At 60.6% G+C, this 21,043-nt stretch carries 21 protein-coding genes; 8 read left to right on the top strand and 13 right to left on the bottom strand.

Features of this window, described 5'->3' with window-relative positions; translation table 11 throughout:
- The 5 genes from ABWL43_RS21020 to ABWL43_RS21040 form a co-directional block, all read right to left on the bottom strand.
- A complete protein-coding gene (locus tag ABWL43_RS21020) occupies positions 1–540 on the bottom strand; it encodes a C40 family peptidase (RefSeq protein ID WP_145158957.1) in 540 nt (179 codons plus the stop codon).
- A gap of 145 nt (positions 541–685) precedes the next feature.
- Positions 686–1,315 carry a C40 family peptidase gene (locus ABWL43_RS21025; protein WP_106576408.1) on the bottom strand — a complete coding sequence of 210 codons (630 nt, stop codon included), beginning with the start codon at positions 1,313–1,315 and terminating at the stop codon, positions 686–688.
- 213 nt (positions 1,316–1,528) lie between these two features.
- Complete coding sequence (gene hda / locus ABWL43_RS21030) at positions 1,529–2,233, bottom strand: DnaA regulatory inactivator Hda (RefSeq protein WP_017134884.1); 705 nt, start codon at positions 2,231–2,233, stop codon at positions 1,529–1,531.
- A 203-nt stretch (positions 2,234–2,436) separates the two neighbouring features.
- Positions 2,437–3,510, bottom strand: a complete 1,074-nt coding sequence (locus tag ABWL43_RS21035; protein WP_242195687.1) for an AI-2E family transporter — start codon at positions 3,508–3,510, stop codon at positions 2,437–2,439.
- 42 nt (positions 3,511–3,552) lie between these two features.
- A complete protein-coding gene (locus ABWL43_RS21040; RefSeq protein ID WP_106576406.1) occupies positions 3,553–4,593 on the bottom strand; it encodes a DUF2066 domain-containing protein in 1,041 nt (346 codons plus the stop codon).
- Between the two features lie 355 nt (positions 4,594–4,948).
- Between ABWL43_RS21040 and purM the strand changes: the two genes are divergently transcribed.
- The 4 genes from purM (at position 4,949) to ABWL43_RS21060 (ending at position 7,947) form a co-directional block, all read left to right on the top strand.
- On the top strand, positions 4,949–6,007 hold the full coding sequence (purM, locus tag ABWL43_RS21045; RefSeq protein WP_145158963.1) for a phosphoribosylformylglycinamidine cyclo-ligase: 1,059 nt from the start codon (positions 4,949–4,951) through the stop codon (positions 6,005–6,007).
- Entirely contained in the window at positions 6,007–6,657 is a 651-nt protein-coding gene (gene purN, locus ABWL43_RS21050; protein WP_404484098.1) for a phosphoribosylglycinamide formyltransferase, read from the top strand. Before purM ends, purN begins: the two co-directional genes overlap by 1 nt.
- Before the next feature lie 8 nt (positions 6,658–6,665).
- Entirely contained in the window at positions 6,666–7,379 is a 714-nt protein-coding gene (locus tag ABWL43_RS21055) for a DUF3108 domain-containing protein (protein WP_106576404.1), read from the top strand.
- Between the two features lie 379 nt (positions 7,380–7,758).
- Positions 7,759–7,947 (top strand): hypothetical protein, encoded by a 189-nt coding sequence (locus tag ABWL43_RS21060; RefSeq protein ID WP_145158967.1) that lies wholly within the window; start codon positions 7,759–7,761, stop codon positions 7,945–7,947.
- A 134-nt stretch (positions 7,948–8,081) separates the two neighbouring features.
- Here ABWL43_RS21060 and ABWL43_RS21065 read toward each other — a convergent pair whose 3' ends face one another.
- From ABWL43_RS21065 to ABWL43_RS21095, 7 genes are all read right to left on the bottom strand, one after another.
- On the bottom strand, positions 8,082–8,627 hold the full coding sequence (locus tag ABWL43_RS21065; protein ID WP_014719402.1) for a DUF2058 domain-containing protein: 546 nt from the start codon (positions 8,625–8,627) through the stop codon (positions 8,082–8,084).
- A gap of 25 nt (positions 8,628–8,652) precedes the next feature.
- Complete coding sequence (gene mazG, locus ABWL43_RS21070; RefSeq protein ID WP_404484102.1) at positions 8,653–9,486, bottom strand: nucleoside triphosphate pyrophosphohydrolase; 834 nt, start codon at positions 9,484–9,486, stop codon at positions 8,653–8,655.
- Positions 9,487–9,636: 150 nt separating this feature from the next.
- Positions 9,637–11,880, bottom strand: coding sequence for a GTP diphosphokinase (gene relA / locus ABWL43_RS21075; protein WP_017134872.1), 2,244 nt, complete (start codon positions 11,878–11,880; stop codon positions 9,637–9,639).
- Between the two features lie 138 nt (positions 11,881–12,018).
- Positions 12,019–13,371, bottom strand: coding sequence for a 23S rRNA (uracil(1939)-C(5))-methyltransferase RlmD (gene rlmD / locus ABWL43_RS21080; protein WP_369301285.1), 1,353 nt, complete (start codon positions 13,369–13,371; stop codon positions 12,019–12,021).
- On the bottom strand, positions 13,371–14,273 hold the full coding sequence (cysM, locus tag ABWL43_RS21085) for a cysteine synthase CysM (RefSeq protein WP_145158973.1): 903 nt from the start codon (positions 14,271–14,273) through the stop codon (positions 13,371–13,373). The genes rlmD and cysM overlap by 1 nt, the downstream gene beginning before the upstream one ends.
- Positions 14,274–14,485: 212 nt before the next feature.
- Positions 14,486–15,091 carry a tRNA-uridine aminocarboxypropyltransferase gene (locus ABWL43_RS21090; RefSeq protein WP_242195698.1) on the bottom strand — a complete coding sequence of 202 codons (606 nt, stop codon included), beginning with the start codon at positions 15,089–15,091 and terminating at the stop codon, positions 14,486–14,488.
- Positions 15,092–15,095: 4 nt separating this feature from the next.
- Positions 15,096–15,989: a LysR family transcriptional regulator gene (locus ABWL43_RS21095; protein WP_179676935.1), complete on the bottom strand. Its 894-nt coding sequence runs from the start codon at positions 15,987–15,989 to the stop codon at positions 15,096–15,098.
- Positions 15,990–16,286: 297 nt separating this feature from the next.
- On the opposite strand from ABWL43_RS21095, the gene speB reads away from it, so the two are divergent.
- Genes speB through ABWL43_RS21115 form a run of 4 tightly spaced genes read left to right on the top strand, consistent with a single transcriptional unit; the run spans position 16,287 to position 20,602 of the window.
- Entirely contained in the window at positions 16,287–17,237 is a 951-nt protein-coding gene (gene speB / locus ABWL43_RS21100) for an agmatinase (RefSeq protein WP_064453522.1), read from the top strand.
- Positions 17,237–17,659 carry a YybH family protein gene (locus ABWL43_RS21105; protein ID WP_404484108.1) on the top strand — a complete coding sequence of 141 codons (423 nt, stop codon included), beginning with the start codon at positions 17,237–17,239 and terminating at the stop codon, positions 17,657–17,659. The genes speB and ABWL43_RS21105 overlap by 1 nt, the downstream gene beginning before the upstream one ends.
- A gap of 21 nt (positions 17,660–17,680) precedes the next feature.
- The gene (locus ABWL43_RS21110; protein ID WP_404484110.1) at positions 17,681–19,195 is read left to right on the top strand and encodes a purine-cytosine permease family protein; all 1,515 of its coding nucleotides are present in this window, start codon (positions 17,681–17,683) and stop codon (positions 19,193–19,195) included.
- A gap of 24 nt (positions 19,196–19,219) precedes the next feature.
- The gene (locus tag ABWL43_RS21115) at positions 19,220–20,602 is read left to right on the top strand and encodes a sodium:solute symporter (RefSeq protein WP_106576395.1); all 1,383 of its coding nucleotides are present in this window, start codon (positions 19,220–19,222) and stop codon (positions 20,600–20,602) included.
- A gap of 197 nt (positions 20,603–20,799) precedes the next feature.
- On the opposite strand, the gene ABWL43_RS21120 is transcribed toward ABWL43_RS21115, so the two are convergent.
- Positions 20,800–20,922: a PA1414 family protein gene (locus ABWL43_RS21120; protein WP_256347311.1), complete on the bottom strand. Its 123-nt coding sequence runs from the start codon at positions 20,920–20,922 to the stop codon at positions 20,800–20,802.
- Positions 20,923–21,043 lie beyond the last annotated feature (121 nt).

The raw sequence follows: 21,043 nt of genomic DNA on the forward strand, positions 1-21,043 counted from the left end.
TTACGGGTTACGCGCCAGACTCGCCGGCAACACGCGCTTGGCGCTCAGGTAGGCATTTTGCCAATAGGCTTTGGACAGCGTATCCAGCTTCACCGTGCCGCCGGTCTGCGGTGCATGCACGAATCGCCCTTCGCCCACGTAGATGCCCGCGTGGCTCACCTTTGAGCCGCCGCCAGTGGCGAAGAAGATCAGGTCGCCGGTCTGCAGGTTATTTTCGCTCACGTCCTGGGCACGCATCACGATCAATTCACGGGTGGTGCGCGGCAGGCTGATGCCCGCGGCGTCACGGTAGACAAACCCGATCAGGCCGCTGCAATCAAACCCGGAGTCCGGCGTGTTGCCGCCCCAGCGATAAGGCGTGCCGACCAGGCCCAGCGCACGAAAGAGCACGTCTTCGGCTGCCGGCGAGAAATTCTGCGTGGAGTAATTGAACACCGGCTTGGGCTTGACCGCTACGGGAGCGGGCGGCGGTGGACGGCTTGCGCAGGCGCTGAGGAGCGCGGCGCAAACAAGAAGAATGAGGCGGGCTGAGGTCGACATGGGCAGAACAATCCTGGTCTGGATGCGGCTTTTCGCTGCCGAACGCTGAAAACCAGAACGCGCAAGCAAAGCTCGCGCGAACGGATTACAACAATATCCAGGGATTCTAGCGCTTACACGTCAAACTTCAAGTATCACTTTAACTTTACTTACTAGCGGTAACCGTCGTCGGGGCCATGGCGAGTGCGCGCTTGGCTTCGATGAAGGTTTTGCTCCAGTAGCTGTCACCCAGGTTGTCGACGCGCACACCACCACTGCGACGGCTGCTGGAGTGAATAAACTGGTTATCGCCCAAGTAGATACCGGCGTGACTCACACGACCACGGCCCGCCGTACTAAAGAAAAGCAGATCACCGGGCTTGAGGTTATTGCGTGCGACCAACGGTGCATCCACGTTGATCATTTCGCGGGTCGAGCGAGGCAGGTTCATGCCGGCTTCTTCACGAAACAGGTAGCCGATGAAGCCGCTGCAGTCGAAACCGGCCTCAGAGGTACCGCCGAAACGGTAACGGGTACCGATCAGGGACATGCCGCGTTCAAGAATGCTGTCGGCCAGAACTGGAAGCTGGTAAGGCTTGCTGCCGGCGAAGTCGGCGAGTTCTTTTTCAGTCGCAACTTCTTCCTCGTAAACAGTGGAAGACTGCGTTGCAACGAATTTTGCCTGGGACTGTTGTGCTGGTTTTTGCTGCTCAGCCACGTTTTGAGTGTGGGTGGCGCAACCAAACAACAGGGTAACGAGTGCGAGAGGCACGAGGGGTGCGAAGCGATTTAGCATGGGCACGACCGTGGCTGGTATGTAAAGAAGTCGAGACTATGCCCACTATCACATCGATTTGCAAATTCAATCGTGATCTATGTGACTTCTTGTTTGAACGATGACATCTAACCGCTTAACACCCATTACACGCCTTTTGCGTGGCCAAAGCGGCCCAAACGCAGGTTTTCTGGCGCCTGAAATTTGCCGAAAGCCGCGCACTACAAGGGCTGGCTACCAGCCGAGGGTTTCCTTGAGGAAGGGGATAGTCAGCTTGCGCTGGGCCTGCAACGAGGCCTGATCGAGCTGTTCGAGCAAATCGAACAATGCACTCATGCTGCGGGTGCCGCGAGTGAGAATAAAATGCCCGACTTCGTCGGTAAGGTGCAGGCCGCGACGGGATGCACGCAATTGCAGAGCACGCAATTTGTCCTCGTCGGACAATGGGCGCATCTGGAAAATCAGCGCCAGGGTCAGGCGCGACTTGAGGTCGGCCAGCTTCACCGGCAATTCACGCGGCGAGGTAGACGCGGCGATCAACAGGCGCCGGCCGCTGTCACGCAGCCGATTGAACAGGTGGAACAGCGCCTCTTCCCAATCCGCCTTGCCGGCAATCGCCTGCAGATCATCCAGGCATACCAGTTCGTATTGCTCCAGATGGTCGAAGATGCCGATACCACGGTCCATCAACTCCGCCAACGGCAGGTAAACCGCCGGTTCGCCCATTTGCTCGAAGCGCAGGCACGCCGCCTGCAACAGGTGGGTACGCCCCACGCCGTGCTTGCCCCACAGATAGATCAGGCTTTCAGTCCACCCGGCGTCGGCTTCGCAAAGCCGCTCGACATAGCCGAGTGCAGCGGCATTGGCGCCTGGGTAGTAATTGATAAAGGTGGCGTCGTCACGCAGACGCACACCCAAGGGCAGCTGAATCGGTTTCATGCTGACTGAACGGCTCCAAACGAACCGTTAGTGGCCTCTGTGTAAAGTTTGCAAAGTTTATACCCGTGACGCCGGGCGCACAATGCAGCAGACCACAAGCAAAATCAAAGGTTTGCGTTAACTTGGGCGATTTGCGCAAATTGTTTGACGCCCTGCCCGTAGAAACAACAAACCCGGCCTGGGCCGGGTTTGTGACGAAGCGGTTACAGGTCGGGGTCTTCAACCCCGGTGTACACATCCGAATCCTTGTACAGATCATGCACATGGCGCACCAGCACCATGATCACCGCCGCCACCGGCAGCGCCAGCAGGATGCCCGTAAAGCCAAACAGCTCACCGCCTGCCAGGATCGCAAAGATCACCGCCACCGGGTGCAGGCCGATCCGGTCGCCCACCAGCAAGGGCGTCAATACCATCCCTTCAAGGGCTTGGCCGACCATAAACACCGCAACAATCCCCAGCATCGGGTACAGGTCGCCGCCAAACTGGAACAACCCCGCCACCAGCGCCGCGCCAATCCCGATCACAAAGCCCATGTACGGCACGATGGCAGCCAGACCGGCAATCAAGCCGATCAACAGGCCCAGCTCCAAGCCGATCGCCATCAACCCCGCGGCGTAGATGATCCCCAGCGCGAGCATCACCAGCAACTGGCCCCGCACAAACGCGCCGAGCACCTCATGGCACTCTTCCGCCAGCGAGACGATGCGCTCCTCGTTGTTGCGCGGCAGCAGGCCGCGGATCTTGGCCATCATGATGTCCCAGTCACGCAGCAGGTAGAACGCCACCACCGGGATCAGCACCAGGTTGGTCAACCAACCGATCAACGCCAAACTGGACGCCGTGGCCTGACTGAGCACGACACCGACAATATCGGTGGTCTGCCCCATGTGCTCACTGATCGCCGCCTTGACCTTGTCGAACTTCCAGAAACCGTCCGCCAGCCCCAGCTTGGCCTGCGCCCACGGCATTGCCGTGTGCTGCAACCAGTCAAGCATCTGCGGCGCCAGTTCATACAGGCGAAACAGCTGCTTGGCCAGCATCGGCACCAGCACCAATACCAGCGCGGTGATGATCAACGTGAACAAGGCAAACACCGCTACCACACCCAAGGTGCGCGACAGGCCGGCCTTCTCCAGACGATCCACCACGGGATCGAACAGATAAGCCAGCAGCAGCGCGACCAGGAACGGCGTCAGGATCGAATGCAGCAAGAACACAAAAACGCACAGCAGGACAATCCCGCCAAGCCACACCCAACGACGCGTATCCGCCATAAACCACTCCATTATTTGCTTCTATCTATAGAGGAAGAACACTTACCACCGAAAACGCAGTTGAGCCTGAGGTTCAGGTGCTGCGGGTGCCTGCGCACCCTCTGCCACCGGCGGCTGAACGGCAGCTTCGCCCGCGGGCACTTCCTGCAACTTGGCCAGGCTCAACTGAGTACGCAGCTGATCAGCACTGCCGTTGACGCGGTACACAATGCGAGTGCCGTCGACCAATTGCGGCTGACCACCAAAGGGTTCGAGCAGATGGCCCAGTGCAGCGTAGCGTTCCAGGTTCATGCCCTGCACTTCGAGCAATTGCTCACTGCTCACACCGGGCTTGACCGCAAAACGTGGCGCCAGCTTTTGGCTGACAGCGAGCAATACGGCGTCGGCCACGGCAGCGGTGTCGGCGCCCTGGGCGGTGCCCTGCTCAGTCTTGTCGCCCAGCCACAGGCGCCATTTGGCCTGCCACTGATTGCCTTCCTGACGGGCGTGCACCGCGAGCAACGCGTCGGCACCGTAGCGCTCGGAGGCTGCACGCAGTGGCGTGGCATCGGCGCTTTCCAGATTCGGCGCAGTGGCGACGACCTGTTCATCCAGATCACCCAACGGCAGGCGCAATGGCAAACCCCGGTGTTGCGCCGCACGGCGCAGGGCACCGGCAACAGCTTGACCATCACCCACCAGGCTGCTGCCTTCGGTGGAGTCGTTCAGCCACCAGCCGAGAATCGACGGCCGATTACTGCCCCAGATCGACAGGCCCGCTGCACGCAGGGCGCGATCGGTGCTCACCGGGTCGAAATCCACCTGCAGGCTCTCGGGTGGGCCAGCGTCGTAGCCATACTGGCTGATGATTTGCTGCGGATCTTTGCGAATTGCCGCCAGGCCCGGGCCTTCGGCGGCCTTGGCGTCGCCGGTCAGGCGGATCACCAGGGTTTGCACGGCTCGCTGGGTGGCTTGGTCGCGCTCTTGGGGCGACTGGCTGCTGACCGGTTCAAGCACTTGATACAGGCCATTGAGGGTTTCGGCATGACTCGCCAGGCTGACCAACGACAAGCAGCCTACAAAGAAGAATTTACACAGACGCATGGAAGATTCCCGAACGACAAATTTAGCGGCTGGAACAGACCGCGTGAACCCGGCTTGCCAGGCTGTGACCACAGCAGCCGGTAAAACATTCACAGGGTCGCGGTAAGTTTTCGTACTGTCATAACGATAGCGGGTTAAAGGCTATACCTTAATACGCGCCACCACAGAGACGATTAGCAATTTTTTAACCGGGCTTTTTAACCTTTATGGCCCTGCCCGTCGGCCCGAGGATGGCCGCTGCCCCTCAAGCCTGATAAAATCGCGCGCCTTCGCAGACCGTCAACGGCTGGGCCTCTTCACGAAAGCCTTCGCCAGCTCGGTCGTTACCCAGAAATCCCCCCTAAAGGCCTGGATCATGAGCAAGCAACCCTCCCTGAGCTACAAGGACGCCGGTGTAGACATCGACGCCGGTGAAGCATTGGTCGAACGCATCAAGAGCGTCGCCAAGCGCACTGCGCGCCCCGAAGTCATGGGCGGCCTGGGCGGTTTTGGCGCCCTCTGCGAAATCCCGGCCGGCTACAAGCAGCCTGTGCTGGTCTCCGGCACCGACGGCGTGGGCACCAAGCTGCGCCTGGCCTTGAACCTGAACAAGCACGACAGCATCGGCATCGACCTGGTTGCCATGTGCGTCAACGACCTGGTGGTGTGCGGCGCCGAGCCACTGTTCTTCCTCGACTACTACGCCACCGGCAAGCTCAATGTCGAAACCGCGACCCAGGTCGTGACCGGCATTGGCGCAGGCTGTGAACTGTCGGGTTGCTCCCTGGTCGGCGGCGAAACCGCTGAAATGCCAGGCATGTACGAAGGCGAAGACTACGACCTGGCCGGTTTCTGCGTCGGCGTTGTCGAAAAATCCGAAATCATCGACGGCTCCAAAGTCGCTGCCGGTGACGCCCTGCTCGCGCTGCCATCCTCGGGCCCGCACTCCAACGGCTACTCGCTGATCCGCAAGATCATCGAAGTGTCCGGCGCCGACATCGAGAACATCCAACTCGACGGCAAGCCGCTGACCGACCTGCTGATGGCCCCGACACGCATCTACGTCAAACCACTGCTCAAGCTGATCAAGGACACTGGCGCCGTCAAAGCCATGGCCCACATCACCGGCGGCGGCCTGCTGGACAACATCCCGCGCGTCCTGCCAAAAGGCGCCCAGGCGATCGTCGACGTGGCCAGCTGGCAGCGTCCTGCGGTATTCGACTGGCTGCAAGAGAAAGGCAACGTCAACGAGACCGAAATGCACCGCGTGCTGAACTGCGGCGTCGGCATGGTCATCTGCGTGGCTCAAGAGCATGTTGAAGCGGCGCTGAACGTTCTGCGTGAAGCGGGCGAGCAGCCATGGGTCATCGGCCAGATCGCAACTGCCCCGGAAGGCGCAGCTCAGGTTGAACTGAAGAACCTCAAGGCTCATTGATGTCTCAGACCTGTGATGTCGTGGTGCTGCTTTCCGGCACCGGCAGTAACTTGCAGGCCCTGATCGACAGCACGCACACCGGCGACAGCCCGGTGCGCATCGCTGCGGTGATCTCCAATCGCAGCGACGCCTACGGCCTGCAACGCGCCAGGGACGCGGGCATTGAAACCCGCTCCCTGGATCACAAGGCTTTCGAAGGCCGCGAGGCCTTCGACAGCGCCTTGATCGAACTGATCGACGCCTTCAACCCCAAACTCGTGGTCCTCGCCGGCTTCATGCGCATTCTGAGCGCCAATTTCGTGCGGCACTACGAAGGGCGCCTGCTCAATATCCACCCTTCCCTGCTCCCCAAGTACAAAGGCATGCACACGCACCAGCGTGCGCTTGAGGCTGGCGACAGCGAGCACGGCTGCAGCGTGCACTTTGTGACCGAGGAACTCGATGGCGGCCCTCTGGTCGTACAGGCAGTGGTTCCGGTAGAGTCTGCAGATTCAGCGCAGACACTTGCGCAACGGGTTCACACCCAGGAACACAGGATTTACCCGCTGGCTGTTCGCTGGTTTGCCGAGGGGCGGTTGATTCTTGGCGATCACGGTGCATTATTGGACGGCCAATTACTTACGGCCAGCGGCCACTTGATTCGAACCTAGGAGATTTTATGCGTCGCGCCTTGCTCTTCGCTTTTGCGCTGTTCGCCTTGCCTGCCGTGCAAGCAGCAGACCTTCACCCTTTCTCCGCCAGCTACACCGCCGACTGGAAACAGTTGCCCATGAGTGGTTCGGCCGAACGCAGCCTGACCAAGAATGACAATGGCACCTGGACCTTGAACTTCAAAGCTTCCATGATGATCGCCAGCCTCACCGAAACCAGCGTGATCCTGTTCGACAAGGACGCACTGCAACCCAAGAGCTACAGCTTCGAACGCGGCGGCCTGGGCAAGGCGAAGAAGATCAACCTGGATTTCGACCACGCGGCCAACAAGGTCACCGGTTTCGAAAACAAGGACCCGGTCAACGTCACGCTCGAAAGTGGCATGCTCGACAAATCGACTTATCAGCTTGCCCTGCAGCGCGACGTCGCCGCTGGCAAGAAAAGCATGAGCTACCGCGTGGTCGAAGGCACCGACGTCGATACTTATGACTTTCGCGTGATCGGCCCGGAAAAGGTCCAGACCAAAGCCGGCGCCATTGATGCAATCAAGGTTGAGCGCGTGCGCGACCCTTCCCAGAGCAAGCGCATCACTCAGATGTGGTTTGCCAAGGATTGGGGCGGCATCCTGGTTGCCCTGCGTCAGGTGGAAACCGACGGCAAGGAATACAACATCATGCTGCTGGACGGCACCGTTGACGGCAAGGCTGTCAAAGGGAGCTGATCGGCTGATGAGCTGAAAAACGAGCCTCGCTGAATGCGGGGCTTTTTTTCGCCTGCAGGTTGTGTGTGTTGGAGCTTCTACCGCTATCGCAGGCAAGCCAGCTCCCACACTGGAATGCATTTCAACGGTGGGCGCTGGCTTGCCTGCGATGGCGTTGGCGCGGGCAGAACAAGGCTAAAGCCTAAGAAGAACATGAAACTTTTGTCATAAAACTCAGCCCCCTGCGACGCAATGTCGCGGATTACGGGGCCTGCGGGACAGTTGCAGTTTGTGCAATGAATTGTTGCGTGCAAAATCGGTTTACTTAGCAAGCTAACAAAACATATAAAAGAGGCCTGCGACGACTTGCCGCAGATCAACCAGAGATTGGAGCAAGCAGATGACTGTAAAAGTAACTGAACGCGACGATGCACACATGTCTCACGAAGCACTGGGCCATGGGATTCACATCTGGGATGTCCATCAACAAGACCAACTGGTCGGCATGTTCCACAACGAGAACGAAGCCCACAATTATAAAAACGAGCTCGAATCTCTAGAGATGAAACGCCAGGCACAAAGCTCCTGAATACTGAAATCCGCTAGGCCCCCAGCCCCACGCAGCCAGGGTGCCTATAAACACAAACCCCGCCTTTTGAGCGGGGTTTGTGTTTATAGGCTTTGGCGTTGGGCGCGCCTGGCACGCCCGATTGTTTTAACGCCTTACCACATCAAGTCATCCGGGATCTGGTACGCGGCGTATGGATCATCCTCATCCGGCACCTGGCTTTCGGTGAGGATATTGAGCTGCACGATACGCTCCGGCGCACGCTCCTGAATCTTCAGCGCCGCCTCACGCGGGATCACCTCGTAACCGCCGCCATGGTGCACGATTGCCAGGGAGCCGTTGCTCAGCTTGTTGCGCATCAGCGTGTTGACCGACAGGCGCTTGACCTTCTTGTCATCCACGAAGTTGTAGTAGTCCTCGGTGGTCAGCTTGGGCAGGCGCGAGGTCTCGATCAATTGTTTGACCTGGGCCGTACGGGCCTTGGCCTCGGCTTTTTCCTGCTGCTGGCGGTTCAGCTCCTGGTCGCGCTTGACCTTCTCGGCATGCGCCTCGGCGGCCAGGCGTGCCTGGGTGTCGTCCACTTCGGCTTGACCCTTGTGGACCAGGCGCTGCTGCTTCTGTTTCTCTTTGCCGACCTGCTTGGCCTGCTTTTGGTTGACCAGACCTGCTTTAAGCAACTGGTCGCGAAGGGAAAGGCTCATGGTGCTTACTCACTTAGGCAACTGCTTAACCGCAGCTGGACAGATTCTTTTCCTGGCGTTTGGCTTCACCCCACAGGGCGTCCAACTCTTCGAGGGTGCAATCTTCTATGGATTGATGCGTATCGCGCAATGCCTGTTCGATAAATCGGAAACGTCGTTCGAACTTGGCATTGGCGCCACGCAACGCAGCTTCCGGGTCAACCTTCAGATGCCGGGCCAGGTTGACCGCTGCAAACAGCAGGTCACCGACTTCATCGGCAATCGCCACCGGGTCGTTATCGGCCATGGCTTCGAGCACTTCATCCAGCTCTTCGCGCACGTTGTCCACCACCGGCAAGGCGGCGGGCCAGTCAAAGCCGACCTGGCTGGCGCGCTTTTGCAATTTGGCGGCGCGCGACAGCGACGGCAACGCCGTGGGCACGTCATCGAGCAGGGACAGCTGCAGTGGCGCGTCGGACTTTTCCGCGCGCTCCTCAGCCTTGATCTGCTCCCAACGCTCCTTGACCTGCTCTTCACTCAGCTGAGGAATATCCAGCGGCGCATACAGATCACCCGTGGGGAATACGTGAGGATGGCGGCGAATCAACTTGCGGGTGATGCTGTCGATCACCCCAGCAAATTCAAAGCGCCCTTCTTCCTTCGCCAACTGGCTGTAATACACCACCTGAAACAACAGGTCGCCCAGTTCGCCTTGCAGGTGATCAAAGTCGCCGCGCTCGATGGCATCAGCGACTTCGTAGGCTTCTTCCAGGGTGTGCGGGACGATGGTTGCGTAGGTTTGCTTGATGTCCCACGGGCACCCGTACTTTGGGTCTCGCAGGCGGTTCATCAGGTGCAGCAGGTCTTCAAGTGCATACATCAGTCAATCTCTGTCCGCGTTCAGTGGGAGCTGGCTTGCCTGCGATGCAGGCGACTGGGTGTAGCTGGCAGACCCAGGCGATGCTATCGCAGGCAAGCCAGCGCCCACATAAAACTGCCCCACATTTTCAGTCCGCGCTCATCCAGCTGCTCATGGTGTGCGATTACGCCGCGTCTCAATGATGTTCGGCAACTGGGAAATCCGCCCCAGCAACCGACCCAACGCGTCCAGGCCCGGAATCTCGATGGTCAGGGACATCAGCGCCGTGTTGTCCTCTTTGTTCGAGCGGGTATTGACCGCCAGCACGTTGATCCGCTCATTGAGCAGCACTTGCGACACGTCACGCAGCAAGCCGGAACGGTCGTAGGCGCGAATGATGATGTCCACCGGGTAAGTGAGCACCGGCACCGGGCCCCAGCTGACCTGGATGATCCGTTCCGGCTCGCGCCCGCCCAGTTGCAGCACTGAGGCGCAATCCTGGCGGTGAATGCTTACGCCACGGCCCTGAGTGATGTAACCGACGATCGCGTCGCCCGGCAACGGCTGGCAGCAGCCGGCCATTTGCGTCATCAGGTTGCCCACGCCCTGAATCTGGATATCGCCGCGCTTGCCCGGTTTGTAGCCGGTGGCTTTGCGCGGGATCAGCTCCAACTGCTCGCTGCCGCGCTCTGGCTCGACCAGTTGCTGCGCCAGGTTGACCAGTTGCGCCAGGCGCAAGTCGCCGGCGCCAAGGGCTGCGAACATGTCCTCGGCGATCTTCATGTTGGCTTTTTCGGCCAACTTGTCGAAGTCCACCTGCGGCAGGCCCAGGCGCGCCAGCTCGCGCTCGAGTAAGGTTTTACCGGCCGCGACGTTCTGGTCGCGCGCCTGCAATTTGAACCAGTGGACGATCTTCGCCCGTGCCCGCGATGTGGTGATGTAGCCCAGGTTCGGGTTCAGCCAGTCGCGGCTCGGCGTGCCGTGCTTGCTGGTGATGATCTCGACCTGTTCACCGGTCTGCAGGCTGTAGTTGAGCGGCACGATGCGCCCGTTGATCTTGGCGCCCCGGCAGTTGTGACCGATTTCGGTGTGCACGCGGTAGGCAAAGTCCAACGGCGTGGCGCCCTTGGGCAAGTCGATGGCGTGGCCGTCGGGGGTGAAGATATAAACGCGGTCGGGCTCGATATCCACCCGCAGCTGTTCGGCAAGGCCGCCGATGTCGCCGAGTTCTTCGTGCCACTCGAGCACTTGGCGCAGCCAGGAGATTTTCTCTTCGTACTGGTTGGACCCGGCCTTGACGTCGGTGCCCTTGTAGCGCCAGTGCGCGCACACCCCAAGTTCAGCCTCTTCGTGCATGGCGTGGGTGCGGATCTGCACCTCCAGCACCTTGCCCTCAGGGCCGATCACCGCAGTGTGCAGGGAGCGATAGCCGTTTTCCTTGGGGTTGGCGATGTAGTCGTCGAACTCCTTGGGAATGTGCCGCCACAAGGTGTGGACGATACCCAGCGCGGTGTAGCAGTCGCGCATTTCCGGCACCAGCACGCGCACGGCGCGCACGTCGTAGATCTGGCTGAAGGCCAGGCCCTTGCGCTGCATTTTGCGCCAGATCGAATAGATGTGTTTGGCGCGGCCGCTGATGTCGGCGTCAACGCCGGTGGCCTGCAACTCGGAACGCAGCTGGCCCATCACGTCGGTGATAAAGCGCTCACGGTCGAGCCGCCGCTCATGCAGCAGCGTCGCAATCTGTTTGTATTGATCGGGCTCGAGGTAGCGAAAGGACAAGTCCTCCAGCTCCCACTTGATATGGCCGATGCCCAAGCGATGCGCCAGCGGCGCGTAGATGTCGAAGACTTCGCGGGCCACCCGGTTGCGCTTTTCGTCGTCGGCGGTCTTCACCGCACGAATCGCGCAGGTGCGTTCAGCCAGCTTGATCAGCGCAACGCGTACGTCGTCGACCATCGCCACCAGCATTTTGCGCAGGTTCTCGACCTGGCCCTGGGTGCCCAGCACCATCGACTGGCGCGGGCTGAGGCTGGCACTGATAGCCGCCATGCGCAGCACGCCGTCGATCAGTTTGGCCACGACCGCGCCGAAACGCTGGCTGACCGTCGGCAACGGGATGTGCCCTTCACGCACGCCGCGATAGAGCACGGCGGCGATCAGCGAATCCTGGTCGAGCTTGAGATCGGCGAGGATCTCGGCGATTTCCAACCCGGTGCGAAAGCTTGACGTGCCCTCCGCCCAGAGGTTTTTGGCCGCATTGTCTTGTTGTTCAGACTCACGAGCGAACTCGCAGGCTGCTTTCAAGGCTTCACGGTCCAGTGCCGGGTCGACACTGACGGCATGATCCAGCCATGCCTCGAGATTGATACTGCCGTCGGTGTTGATCGGCTGGTGTGCTCTCACCTGTACCATCTTGCTTACCTTCCCTACGACGCACCTTTAATGCGCCAAAAATCATCGCTGACCTGCTTTACCTGAATAAAGCTTACACACACTCCCTGGCAGGTCACGGCCTTGGAGAATGCAGGCCAGTCGGATTAAACGGGCATCCTAGCCCGCTTCAAATAACGCCATGGCCTCGACATGCGCGGTTTGCGGAAACATGTCGAGGATCCCGGCACGTTTTAGCCGGTAGCCCTGCTTGACCAACTCAACCGTGTCCCGCGCCAGCGTGGCCGGGTTGCAGGACACATACACCAGACGCTTGGCCTTAAGGGTCGCGAGCTTGCGCACAACCTCCAGGGCACCATCACGGGGTGGGTCCAAGAGTACCGCAGAAAAGCCCTGTTTGGCCCACTCCGCGTCAGTCAAAGGCTGGGATAAATCGGCCTGAAAAAACTGCACATTATGCAAATTGTTGCTGACGGCATTCTGCGCCGCCCGGTCCACCATGGTCTGCACACCTTCTACCGCGACCACTTCACGCACCTGCCGGGCCAGTGGCAAAGCGAAGTTGCCCAGCCCGCAGAACAAATCCAGTACCCGCTCGTCGGGCTGTGGCGCCAGCCATTCCAGGGCCTGGGCGACCATCGCGGCGTTGACGCCGGCGTTGACCTGCACAAAATCCCCGGGCCGATAAGCCAACTCCAAATCCCACTGTTCCAACCGATAACCCAACGCCGAATCCGTCTCGACCGGCTCCGGCTGACCCTCGCCATGCAGCCACAACTGCGCGTCATGGAAGGTGCAAAATTCCTGCAGGATCAGCAGGTCTGCCTCGGACAACGGCGCCATATGCCGCAGCAGCACGGCAATCGACGAGCCGCTGAACAACTCCACATGCCCCAGCGCCTGCGGTTTGCTCAGGCGGCGCAGCATGTTCGGCAAACGCTGCATGATCGGTTGCAAGGCTTGTACCAGCACGGGGCAATCATCGATGGCGACGATGTCCTGGCTGGCCACCGCGCGAAAACCCACTTCAAGTTTTTTCGCCTTGGCATCCCAGCGTACCGCCACGCGGGCGCGTCGGCGGTAGCCGAACTCCGGGCCACTCAAAGGTTCGGCCCACACCTGCGGTTCGACACCGGCGACGCGAGACAGTTGTTCGGCGAGCATGCGCTGTTTCAGGGCAAGTTGTTCGGCGTGGGGCAAGTGCTGCACGCTGCAACCGCCGCAGCGGCCAAAATGGGCGCAGGGTGCCGGACGGCGCAGTTCGCTGGCCGTGAACACGCGCTCGGTGCGGGCCTCGACCACTTTGCCGTGGGCGCCCAATACCCGTGCTTCGACCTCTTCGCCGGCGAGCGCGCCATTTACAAACCAGGTGCGGCCTTCAAAGAACACAATGCCGCGGCCGTCGTTGGCCAGGCGCTCGATGGTCAGGCGCTGCTTCTTGCCTACCGGAATTTGCGGGGCCCGGCTGCCGCCCGTCGGTTGAAAGCGCAGGCCTCTCTCGTGCTTGGCCATCAGTTGGGTTCGTCGAAAATGCCGGTCGACAAGTAACGGTCGCCTCGGTCACAGATGATCGCGACGATCACTGCGTTTTCCACTTCCTTGGACAAACGCAACATACCGGCCACGGCGCCGCCGGAGGACACGCCGCAGAAAATGCCTTCTTCACGCGCCAGGCGGCGGGTGGTGTCTTCGGCTTCGCGCTGGGCCATATCGATGATGCGGTCCACACGCGTCGCGTTGTAGATCTTCGGCAGGTACTCTTCGGGCCAACGGCGAATGCCGGGGATAGCCGCGCCTTCCATCGGCTGCAGGCCGACGATCTGGATCGCCGGGTTCTGCTCCTTGAGGTAGCGCGAGTTGCCCATGATGGTGCCGGTGGTGCCCATCGAGCTGACGAAATGGGTGATGGTGCCCTGGGTCTGACGCCAGATTTCCGGACCGGTGGTGGTGTAGTGCGCCTCCGGGTTATCACCGTTGGCAAATTGGTCAAGCACCACGCCACGGCCTTCGGCGGCCATGCGCTCGGCGAGGTCGCGGGCGCCTTCCATGCCTTCTTCCTGGGTGACCAGGATCAGCTGGGCGCCGTAGGCGGTCATTGCCGCCTTGCGTTCGGCGCTGCCGTTGTCGGGCATGATCAATACCATCTTGTAACCCTTGATGGCCGCGGCCATGGCCAGGGCGATGCCGGTGTTACCCGAGGTGGCTTCGATCAGGGTGTCGCCGGGCTTGATCTGCCCGCGCAGTTCGGCGCGGGCGATCATCGACAGCGCCGGGCGGTCCTTGACGGACCCGGCCGGGTTGTTTCCTTCGAGCTTGAGCAACAGGGTATTGCTGGTTTCACCCGCCATGCGTTGCAAGCGGACCAGGGGCGTGTTGCCGACGCAATCGGCGATTGTAGGGTACTGCAAGGTCATGGCGTATTCGCAATCCAGACTGCGGGGGCGAACATCATACCGGGAAAGGCTGGCGGGCCATATCACGCAAAGTATGGTGCTTATGGCTTATAGGAATAAGCGAGTGGTGTGTGGCCTGTAAGGGCGCTATCGCGGGCAAGCCCGCTCCCACAGGTATCCGGGATCAATGTGGGAGCTGGCTTGCCTGCAAAGGCCGCACCTCGATGAACCGGCTACCCCAACTGCCCGTCGCCATGATTTTTACGAAACACCTCTTCTCCCATCGCAGCAATCTGCCCCTCAATAAGCGCCTCAAACGGTTTGAGCAATGCATCAAAAGACGCCGGCGCCTCCAGCACCTGCAATGCCTGCACAATCGCCTCCACCGTCGACAACGCACCTGGCCCGGGCGCCTTGCGCAGCCGGTAGCGGGACACCGCGCCCTCGGCCAGGGTCACTCGAGGCAAGGCCGCCAGTAACGGATTGAGGTGCAACAATTTGCGCGCCTTGCGCCAGGTACCGTCAGGCACCACCAGCAGCATAGGTTCGTCAGTCGGGGTATAGGCCTGTAAAGGCTGCGCATCCTCAGCGGGAAACAACAACCGCGCCTGGTAGCCGGGCGGGTTCAATAAGGTCGGCAAATCCTCAAACACCTCGCCCACCACCAATTGCGCATTGTTCAACCCCAACGCTGCCAGCCGCGCGGTATTGAGCGCATGGTTGACCTCACTCGGGTGCTGCAACAGCAACACGCGGGTGCGGCTGTCGAGGCTGGGGATCAGCGCGCACAGGCAATGGGTGACAGGCCGCAGGCAGCGGGAGCATTGGGGTCGGGACATGGTTTCAGGCCTGGTTGAGCTGTGCTTTGAGTAAATCGCGGAAGGTCTGGATCAGCGGCTCGCGGCTACGGCCCCGGCGCATGATCATCGAAAATGGCGCCTGATAGCCGAAGGTCGCCGGCAATAATACGCGCAGGTCGCCCTTGTCGGCCCAGGCCTGGGCGTAATGCTCGGGCAGGTAGCCGATGTAGGCGCCGGACAGCACCAGAATCAACTGAGCTTCCATACTTTCCACCGTTGCCGCGCTGTGTTTGAAGCCGTGGCGCGCCAGTTCAGCCTGGCTCCAGTAGCCGCGCCCGACCATGCGCTGTTGGGTGATCACTTGTTCGGGGATGCGCCGTTCGTTGAACAACGGATGGCGGGTGCTGCAATACAACCAGTGTTGCTCGCGGTACAGCGGCATGTAGATCAGCCCGCTCATGCGGTTGGAAAAGGCGCCAATGGCCAAATCCAGACGATTGTCCTGCACACCCAGTTGCAGTTCGTAAGGGCTCATCACCGAGAGGTGCAAGTGCACGGCCGGGTGTTCCTGGCTGTAGGCGCCAATAACCTCTGCGAACGGCAGCGCCTTGTCGCTGACGGTGGAGTCGAGCACGCCCAGCTTCAGTGTGCCGCGCAACTCGCCTTTGAGCGCTGCAGCGTATTGCTCGAAGCCTTCCAATTCGCCCAGGAGGCGCAGGGTTTCGTGATGGAACAGCTCGCCCTTGCTGGTCAGGCTGAACCCGCCGCGCCCGCGATGGCACAGCACCAAGCCCAACGCCGACTCCAGCTGGCTCATATAAGTGCTGATGGCCGACGTCGACAGGTTGAGTTCGTGCTGGGCGTTGGCGAACCCCTGGTGGCGCACGACGCTGACGAAGATGCGCAGGAGTTTCAGGTCGGGCAAGGCGTTGGCCATGGGTTCTCCAGATTCAGCGAATGCACGCGATCCCATTGTGGGAGCTGGCTTGCCTGCGATGGCGGCGTATCAAAAAAAGCTATGTGGCTGACCCTCCGCTATCGCAGGCAAGCCAGCTCCCACACTGGGCCGGGGCTCGACAGAAAGGATCGGTTGCGCCCAACACAGGCCGGGGAGTTTACCTCAGGCATTAGTTTAGAAAAATCTGAACTAAGTATTTGCCCCTGCCGATTCTTCCCGCCCTGGGCTTTTCGCAGAATCGGCCCCTAATAAACAAAACAACGATGAGGCAATCCCGTGGACAAGATTTTTCACCAACCACTGGGCGGCAACGAAATGCCGCGCTTCGCCGGCATCGCCACCATGATGCGACTTCCCCACCTGCAAACGGCCAAAGGCCTGGATGCCGCCTTTGTTGGCGTGCCCCTGGACATCGGCACCTCGCTGCGCGCCGGCACCCGTTTCGGGCCGCGGGAAATCCGCGCCGAATCGGTGATGATCCGCCCTTACAACATGGCCACCGGCGCCGCACCGTTCGACTCCCTGTCGGTTGCCGACATCGGCGACGTGGCGATTAACACCTTCAACCTGCTCGACGCCGTGCGCATCATCGAAGAAGCCTACGATGAGATCCTCGAGCACAACGTGATCCCGATGACCCTGGGCGGCGACCACACCATCACCCTGCCGATCCTGCGGGCGATCCACAAGAAACACGGCAAGGTCGGGCTGGTGCACATCGATGCCCACGCCGACGTCAACGATCACATGTTCGGCGAGAAAATCGCCCACGGCACCACCTTCCGCCGCGCGGTGGAAGAAGGCTTGCTCGATTGCGATCGCGTCGTACAAATCGGCCTGCGCGCCCAGGGCTACACCGCCGAAGACTTCAACTGGAGCCGCAAACAGGGCTTCCGCGTGGTCCAGGCTGAAGAATGCTGGCACCACTCGCTCGCGCCATTGATGGCCGAGGTGCGTGAAAAAGTCGGCGGCGGCCCGGTGTACCTGAGCTTCGACATCGACGGCATCGACCCGGCCTGGGCACCGGGCACCGGCACGCCGGAAATCGGCGGGCTGACCACCATCCAGGCGATCGAGATTATCCGTGGTTGCCAGGGCCTCGACCTGATTGGTTGCGATCTGGTAGAGGTTTCGCCGCCTTACGACACCACCGGCAACACCTCGCTGCTCGGCGCCAACCTGCTGTACGAGATGCTGTGTGTACTGCCCGGCGTGGCGCATCGCTGATGAGCACGCACGAGGTGCTGCAGGCCGCGGCCGACCTGGTCTCGGCCTTCGCCCGCAATGACCGCGCCGCCTACTTCGGCGCGTTCACGGCCGATGCCAGCTTTGTGTTCTACACCCTCCCCCAGCCGCTGCTCAGCCGCGATGCCTACCAGGCGTTGTGGGACAGCTGGCGCCAGGACGAGGGGTTTGAGGTGCTGTCCTGCACTTCAAGCAACGCCTTTGTCAGCCTGCAAGGTGATGTGGCGATTTTTATGCATGACGTGGCCACCGAGCTGCGCATGAACGGGGAGCAATTTTTTAGCCAGGAGCGCGAGACCATTGTCTTCACACGACAAGGGTCTGGCACACAACAAAAACAAGGCCTGTGGCTGGCCTGTCACGAACATTTGTCCGCTATGCCGGAAGGGCTGCCGCCCCCTTAGCCAATGTGATCGGAGCTGATCATGAATAATAAAAACAACGATAAAAGTATTCGAACGATAGAAACCAACGGGGTCGAACAGATCCCGGACCACGAACGTACTGCCGGGCCCAAGGATCTGTTCCGACTGATCTTCGGCGGTGCCAACACCTTTGCCACCGCCGTGCTGGGTTCGTTTCCGGTGCTGTTCGGCTTGTCGTTCCAGGCCGGCGTCTGGGCGATTGTGCTGGGCGTGCTGGTGGGCGCGCTGATCCTGGCGCCGATGGGCCTGTTCGGGCCGATCAATGGCACCAACAATGCCGTGTCGTCCGGTGCGCACTTTGGTGTGCACGGGCGGATTGTCGGCTCGTTTCTGTCGCTGCTGACGGCGATTGCCTTCTTCTCACTGTCGGTGTGGAGTTCAGGCGATGCGTTGGTCGGCGGTGCGAAACGGCTGATCGGCCTGCCGGAAACCGACCTGACGCTGGGCCTGGCCTACGGCCTGTTCGCCCTGCTTGTGCTCACCGTGTGCATTTATGGCTTTCGCTTCATGCTGTGGGTCAACCGCATCGCGGTGTGGGCGGCGAGTCTGCTGTTCCTGCTGGGCATCTTCGCGTTTGCCCCGGCCTTCGACAGCCACTTCGCCGGCACCGTCGGGCTCGGCCAAACCGGCTTTTGGGCGGCCTTCATCGGTGCTGCGCTGGTGGCCATGAGCAATCCGATTTCCTTCGGTGCATTCCTCGGTGACTGGTCGCGCTACATCCCGCGTGAGACGCCGAAAATGCGCATCATGCTGGCGGTCGTGCTGGCTCAGATCGCTACGTTGATCCCGTTTCTGTTCGGCCTGGCCACCGCGACCATCGTGGCGATCAAGGCACCGGACTACATTGCGGCGAACAACTACGTCGGCGGTTTGCTGGCGGTGGCGCCCACCTGGTTTTTCCTGCCGGTGTGCCTGATCGCGGTGATCGGCGGCATGTCCACTGGCACCACCTCGCTGTATGGCACCGGCCTGGACATGTCCAGCGTGTTTCCGCGCCTGCTGTCACGGGTCAAGGCCACGTTGCTGATCGGCGTGATGTCGATTGTCTTCATCTTTATCGGACGTTTCGCCGCCAACCTGGTGCAGAGCGTGTCGACTTTCGCCGTGCTGATCATCACCTGCACCACGCCCTGGATGGTGATGATGATCATCGGCCTGATTGTGCGCCGCGGCTTCTACTGCCCGGACGACTTGCAGGTATTCACTCGCGGTGAAACCGGCGGGCGCTACTGGTTCAGCCATGGCTGGAACTGGCGCGGGCTGGGGGCCTGGATCCCGAGCGCGCTGGTGGGTTTGTGCTTCGTCAATTTGCCGGGGCAGTTTGTCGGGCCGCTGGGCAACCTGGCCGACGGCATCGATATCAGCCTGCCGGTGACGCTGGGGCTGGCCTCGGTGGTGTACCTGAGTTTGCTTCGCCTGTTCCCGGAACCAGCGGCTGTTTATGGCCCCCAGGGGCCGCTTCGCAGCCCAACGGGAGCAAGTTCCCTCGCCACAAAAAGCGCCTCAATAGCCTAAAAAAATAATCGGAGACCCGCCGTCATGGCTTTGGATTTATTCGTCGTACTCATCTACGCCGCCGGCATGCTCGTGCTCGGCTATTACGGCATGCGCCGCGCCAAGACCCACGAAGACTACCTGGTGGCAGGCCGCAACCTGGGCCCGTCGCTGTACATGGGCACCATGGCCGCCACGGTATTGGGCGGTGCATCCACCGTCGGCACCGTGCGCCTGGGTTATGTGCACGGCATCTCCGGCTTCTGGCTGTGTGCTGCGCTGGGGGCCGGGATCATCGCGTTGAACCTGTTCCTGGCCAAACCGCTGCTCAAGCTTAAGATCTTCACCGTCACCCAGGTCCTGGAAAAACGCTACAACCCGATGGCCCGCCAAGCGAGCGCGGTGATCATGCTGGCCTACGCGTTGATGATTGGCGTGACCTCGATTCTGGCCATCGGCACCGTGCTGCAAGTGCTGTTCGGCCTGCCCTTCTGGGTCTCGGTGCTGCTGGGCGGTGGCGTGGTGGTGGTCTATTCGACCATCGGCGGCATGTGGTCGCTGACGCTTACCGATATTGTGCAATTTGTGATCAAGACCGTCGGCCTGATGTTTATCTTGCTGCCGATCTGCCTGTACCGCGTCGGCGGCTGGGACCAACTGGTGGCCAAGCTGCCGGCGTCGAACTTCAGCTTCACCGAAATCGGCTGGGACACGATCATCACCTACTTCATGATCTACTTTTTCGGCATCCTGATCGGTCAGGACATCTGGCAACGGGTGTTCACTGCCCGCGACGAAAAGGTCGCGCAGTACGCAGGCACGTTCGCCGGCTTCTACTGCATCCTCTACGGCCTGGCCTGCGCGCTGATCGGCATGGCTGCTCATGTGCTGTTGCCGAATCTGGATAACGTCAACAATGCCTTCGCCGCGATCGTCAAAGCGTCGTTGCCGGACGGCATTCGCGGGTTGGTGATCGCCGCCGCACTGGCCGCGATGATGTCCACCGCCAGCGCCGGTTTACTCGCCGCCTCCACCGTATTGACCGAAGACTTGCTGCCGCGTTTGCGCGGTGGCAAGCAATCGAGCCTGAACATCAACCGCTTGTTCACGATGCTGACGGGCATTGCCGTGCTGGGTATCGCCCTGGTGGTCAACGATGTGATCAGCGCCCTGACCCTGGCCTACAACTTGTTGGTGGGTGGCATGCTGATCCCGCTGATGGGGGCGATTTTCTGGAAGCGGGCGACGACCTCGGGGGCGATCGCGTCCATGGCCCTGGGCTTTGTGACGGCACTGGTGTTCATGTTCAAGGATGGCTTGGACGCGAACACGCCGATCTACTACAGCCTGGCGGTTGGATTGGTGAGTTTTGTAGGCGTGAGTCTGTTGTCGCGGCGCCCGCAGGCTGCGGCGGCCAGGGCAATTTAAGGCAGCACAGGCATCAGAGCGGTTTCTTCAGCGGGTGCGACGTCGGATGTCGCACCCGTTTTTTTTGCCTGCCACACACAACTGTGGGAGCGAGCTTGCTTACGAAGGTGGTGTATCAGCCAACATTTGCGTTGACTGACAGACCACCTTCGCGAGCAAGCTCGCTCCCACCTGTTGAATCCTGCTGGAGCCCGCGCTTATCTGCGACGGGGCCGGCGCTGCTCGTCATCCGTGCGAATCGGCACCGGTTGCAGCGGAGGCTCGATCAGTCCGAGCGCGACGCCAACGTCATGGAGCCAGTTTTGGATTTTCTCTTTCATGGTTGCCCCCTTTGCGGGTAATGCGGGTCGGCGCGAGTTTTGTCGCCTTTTCCTACAGTGATAGTAGTACTAAGTCCTACGTAATGCTTGAACGAAACCACAACGAACTATTACTGAATTG

The organism is Pseudomonas sp. HT11, assembly GCF_044875395.1.
Classification (GTDB): Bacteria; Pseudomonadota; Gammaproteobacteria; order Pseudomonadales; family Pseudomonadaceae; genus Aquipseudomonas.

Bases quoted from the DNA above. Each gene is read 5' to 3' on its own strand.
- mazG (WP_404484102.1), bottom strand. From the start codon at position 9,486: ATGTATGCACTTGAAGACCTGCTGCACCTGATGAACCGCCTGCGAGAC.
- ABWL43_RS21055 (WP_106576404.1), top strand. From the start codon at position 6,666: ATGCGTCGCGCCTTGCTCTTCGCTTTTGCGCTGTTCGCCTTGCCTGCC.
- ABWL43_RS21035 (WP_242195687.1), bottom strand. From the start codon at position 3,510: ATGGCGGATACGCGTCGTTGGGTGTGGCTTGGCGGGATTGTCCTGCTG.
- ABWL43_RS21095 (WP_179676935.1), bottom strand. From the start codon at position 15,989: ATGGCCAACGCCTTGCCCGACCTGAAACTCCTGCGCATCTTCGTCAGC.
- ABWL43_RS21090 (WP_242195698.1), bottom strand. From the start codon at position 15,091: ATGTCCCGACCCCAATGCTCCCGCTGCCTGCGGCCTGTCACCCATTGC.
- hda (WP_017134884.1), bottom strand. From the start codon at position 2,233: ATGAAACCGATTCAGCTGCCCTTGGGTGTGCGTCTGCGTGACGACGCC.
- ABWL43_RS21120 (WP_256347311.1), bottom strand. From the start codon at position 20,922: ATGAAAGAGAAAATCCAAAACTGGCTCCATGACGTTGGCGTCGCGCTC.
- ABWL43_RS21020 (WP_145158957.1), bottom strand. From the start codon at position 540: ATGTCGACCTCAGCCCGCCTCATTCTTCTTGTTTGCGCCGCGCTCCTC.
- ABWL43_RS21110 (WP_404484110.1), top strand. From the start codon at position 17,681: ATGAATAATAAAAACAACGATAAAAGTATTCGAACGATAGAAACCAAC.
- ABWL43_RS21065 (WP_014719402.1), bottom strand. From the start codon at position 8,627: ATGAGCCTTTCCCTTCGCGACCAGTTGCTTAAAGCAGGTCTGGTCAAC.
- rlmD (WP_369301285.1), bottom strand. From the start codon at position 13,371: ATGGCCAAGCACGAGAGAGGCCTGCGCTTTCAACCGACGGGCGGCAGC.
- purN (WP_404484098.1), top strand. From the start codon at position 6,007: ATGTCTCAGACCTGTGATGTCGTGGTGCTGCTTTCCGGCACCGGCAGT.
- ABWL43_RS21040 (WP_106576406.1), bottom strand. From the start codon at position 4,593: ATGCGTCTGTGTAAATTCTTCTTTGTAGGCTGCTTGTCGTTGGTCAGC.
- ABWL43_RS21115 (WP_106576395.1), top strand. From the start codon at position 19,220: ATGGCTTTGGATTTATTCGTCGTACTCATCTACGCCGCCGGCATGCTC.
- purM (WP_145158963.1), top strand. From the start codon at position 4,949: ATGAGCAAGCAACCCTCCCTGAGCTACAAGGACGCCGGTGTAGACATC.
- relA (WP_017134872.1), bottom strand. From the start codon at position 11,880: ATGGTACAGGTGAGAGCACACCAGCCGATCAACACCGACGGCAGTATC.
- cysM (WP_145158973.1), bottom strand. From the start codon at position 14,273: ATGACCTTGCAGTACCCTACAATCGCCGATTGCGTCGGCAACACGCCC.
- ABWL43_RS21105 (WP_404484108.1), top strand. From the start codon at position 17,237: ATGAGCACGCACGAGGTGCTGCAGGCCGCGGCCGACCTGGTCTCGGCC.
- ABWL43_RS21025 (WP_106576408.1), bottom strand. From the start codon at position 1,315: ATGCTAAATCGCTTCGCACCCCTCGTGCCTCTCGCACTCGTTACCCTG.
- ABWL43_RS21060 (WP_145158967.1), top strand. From the start codon at position 7,759: ATGACTGTAAAAGTAACTGAACGCGACGATGCACACATGTCTCACGAA.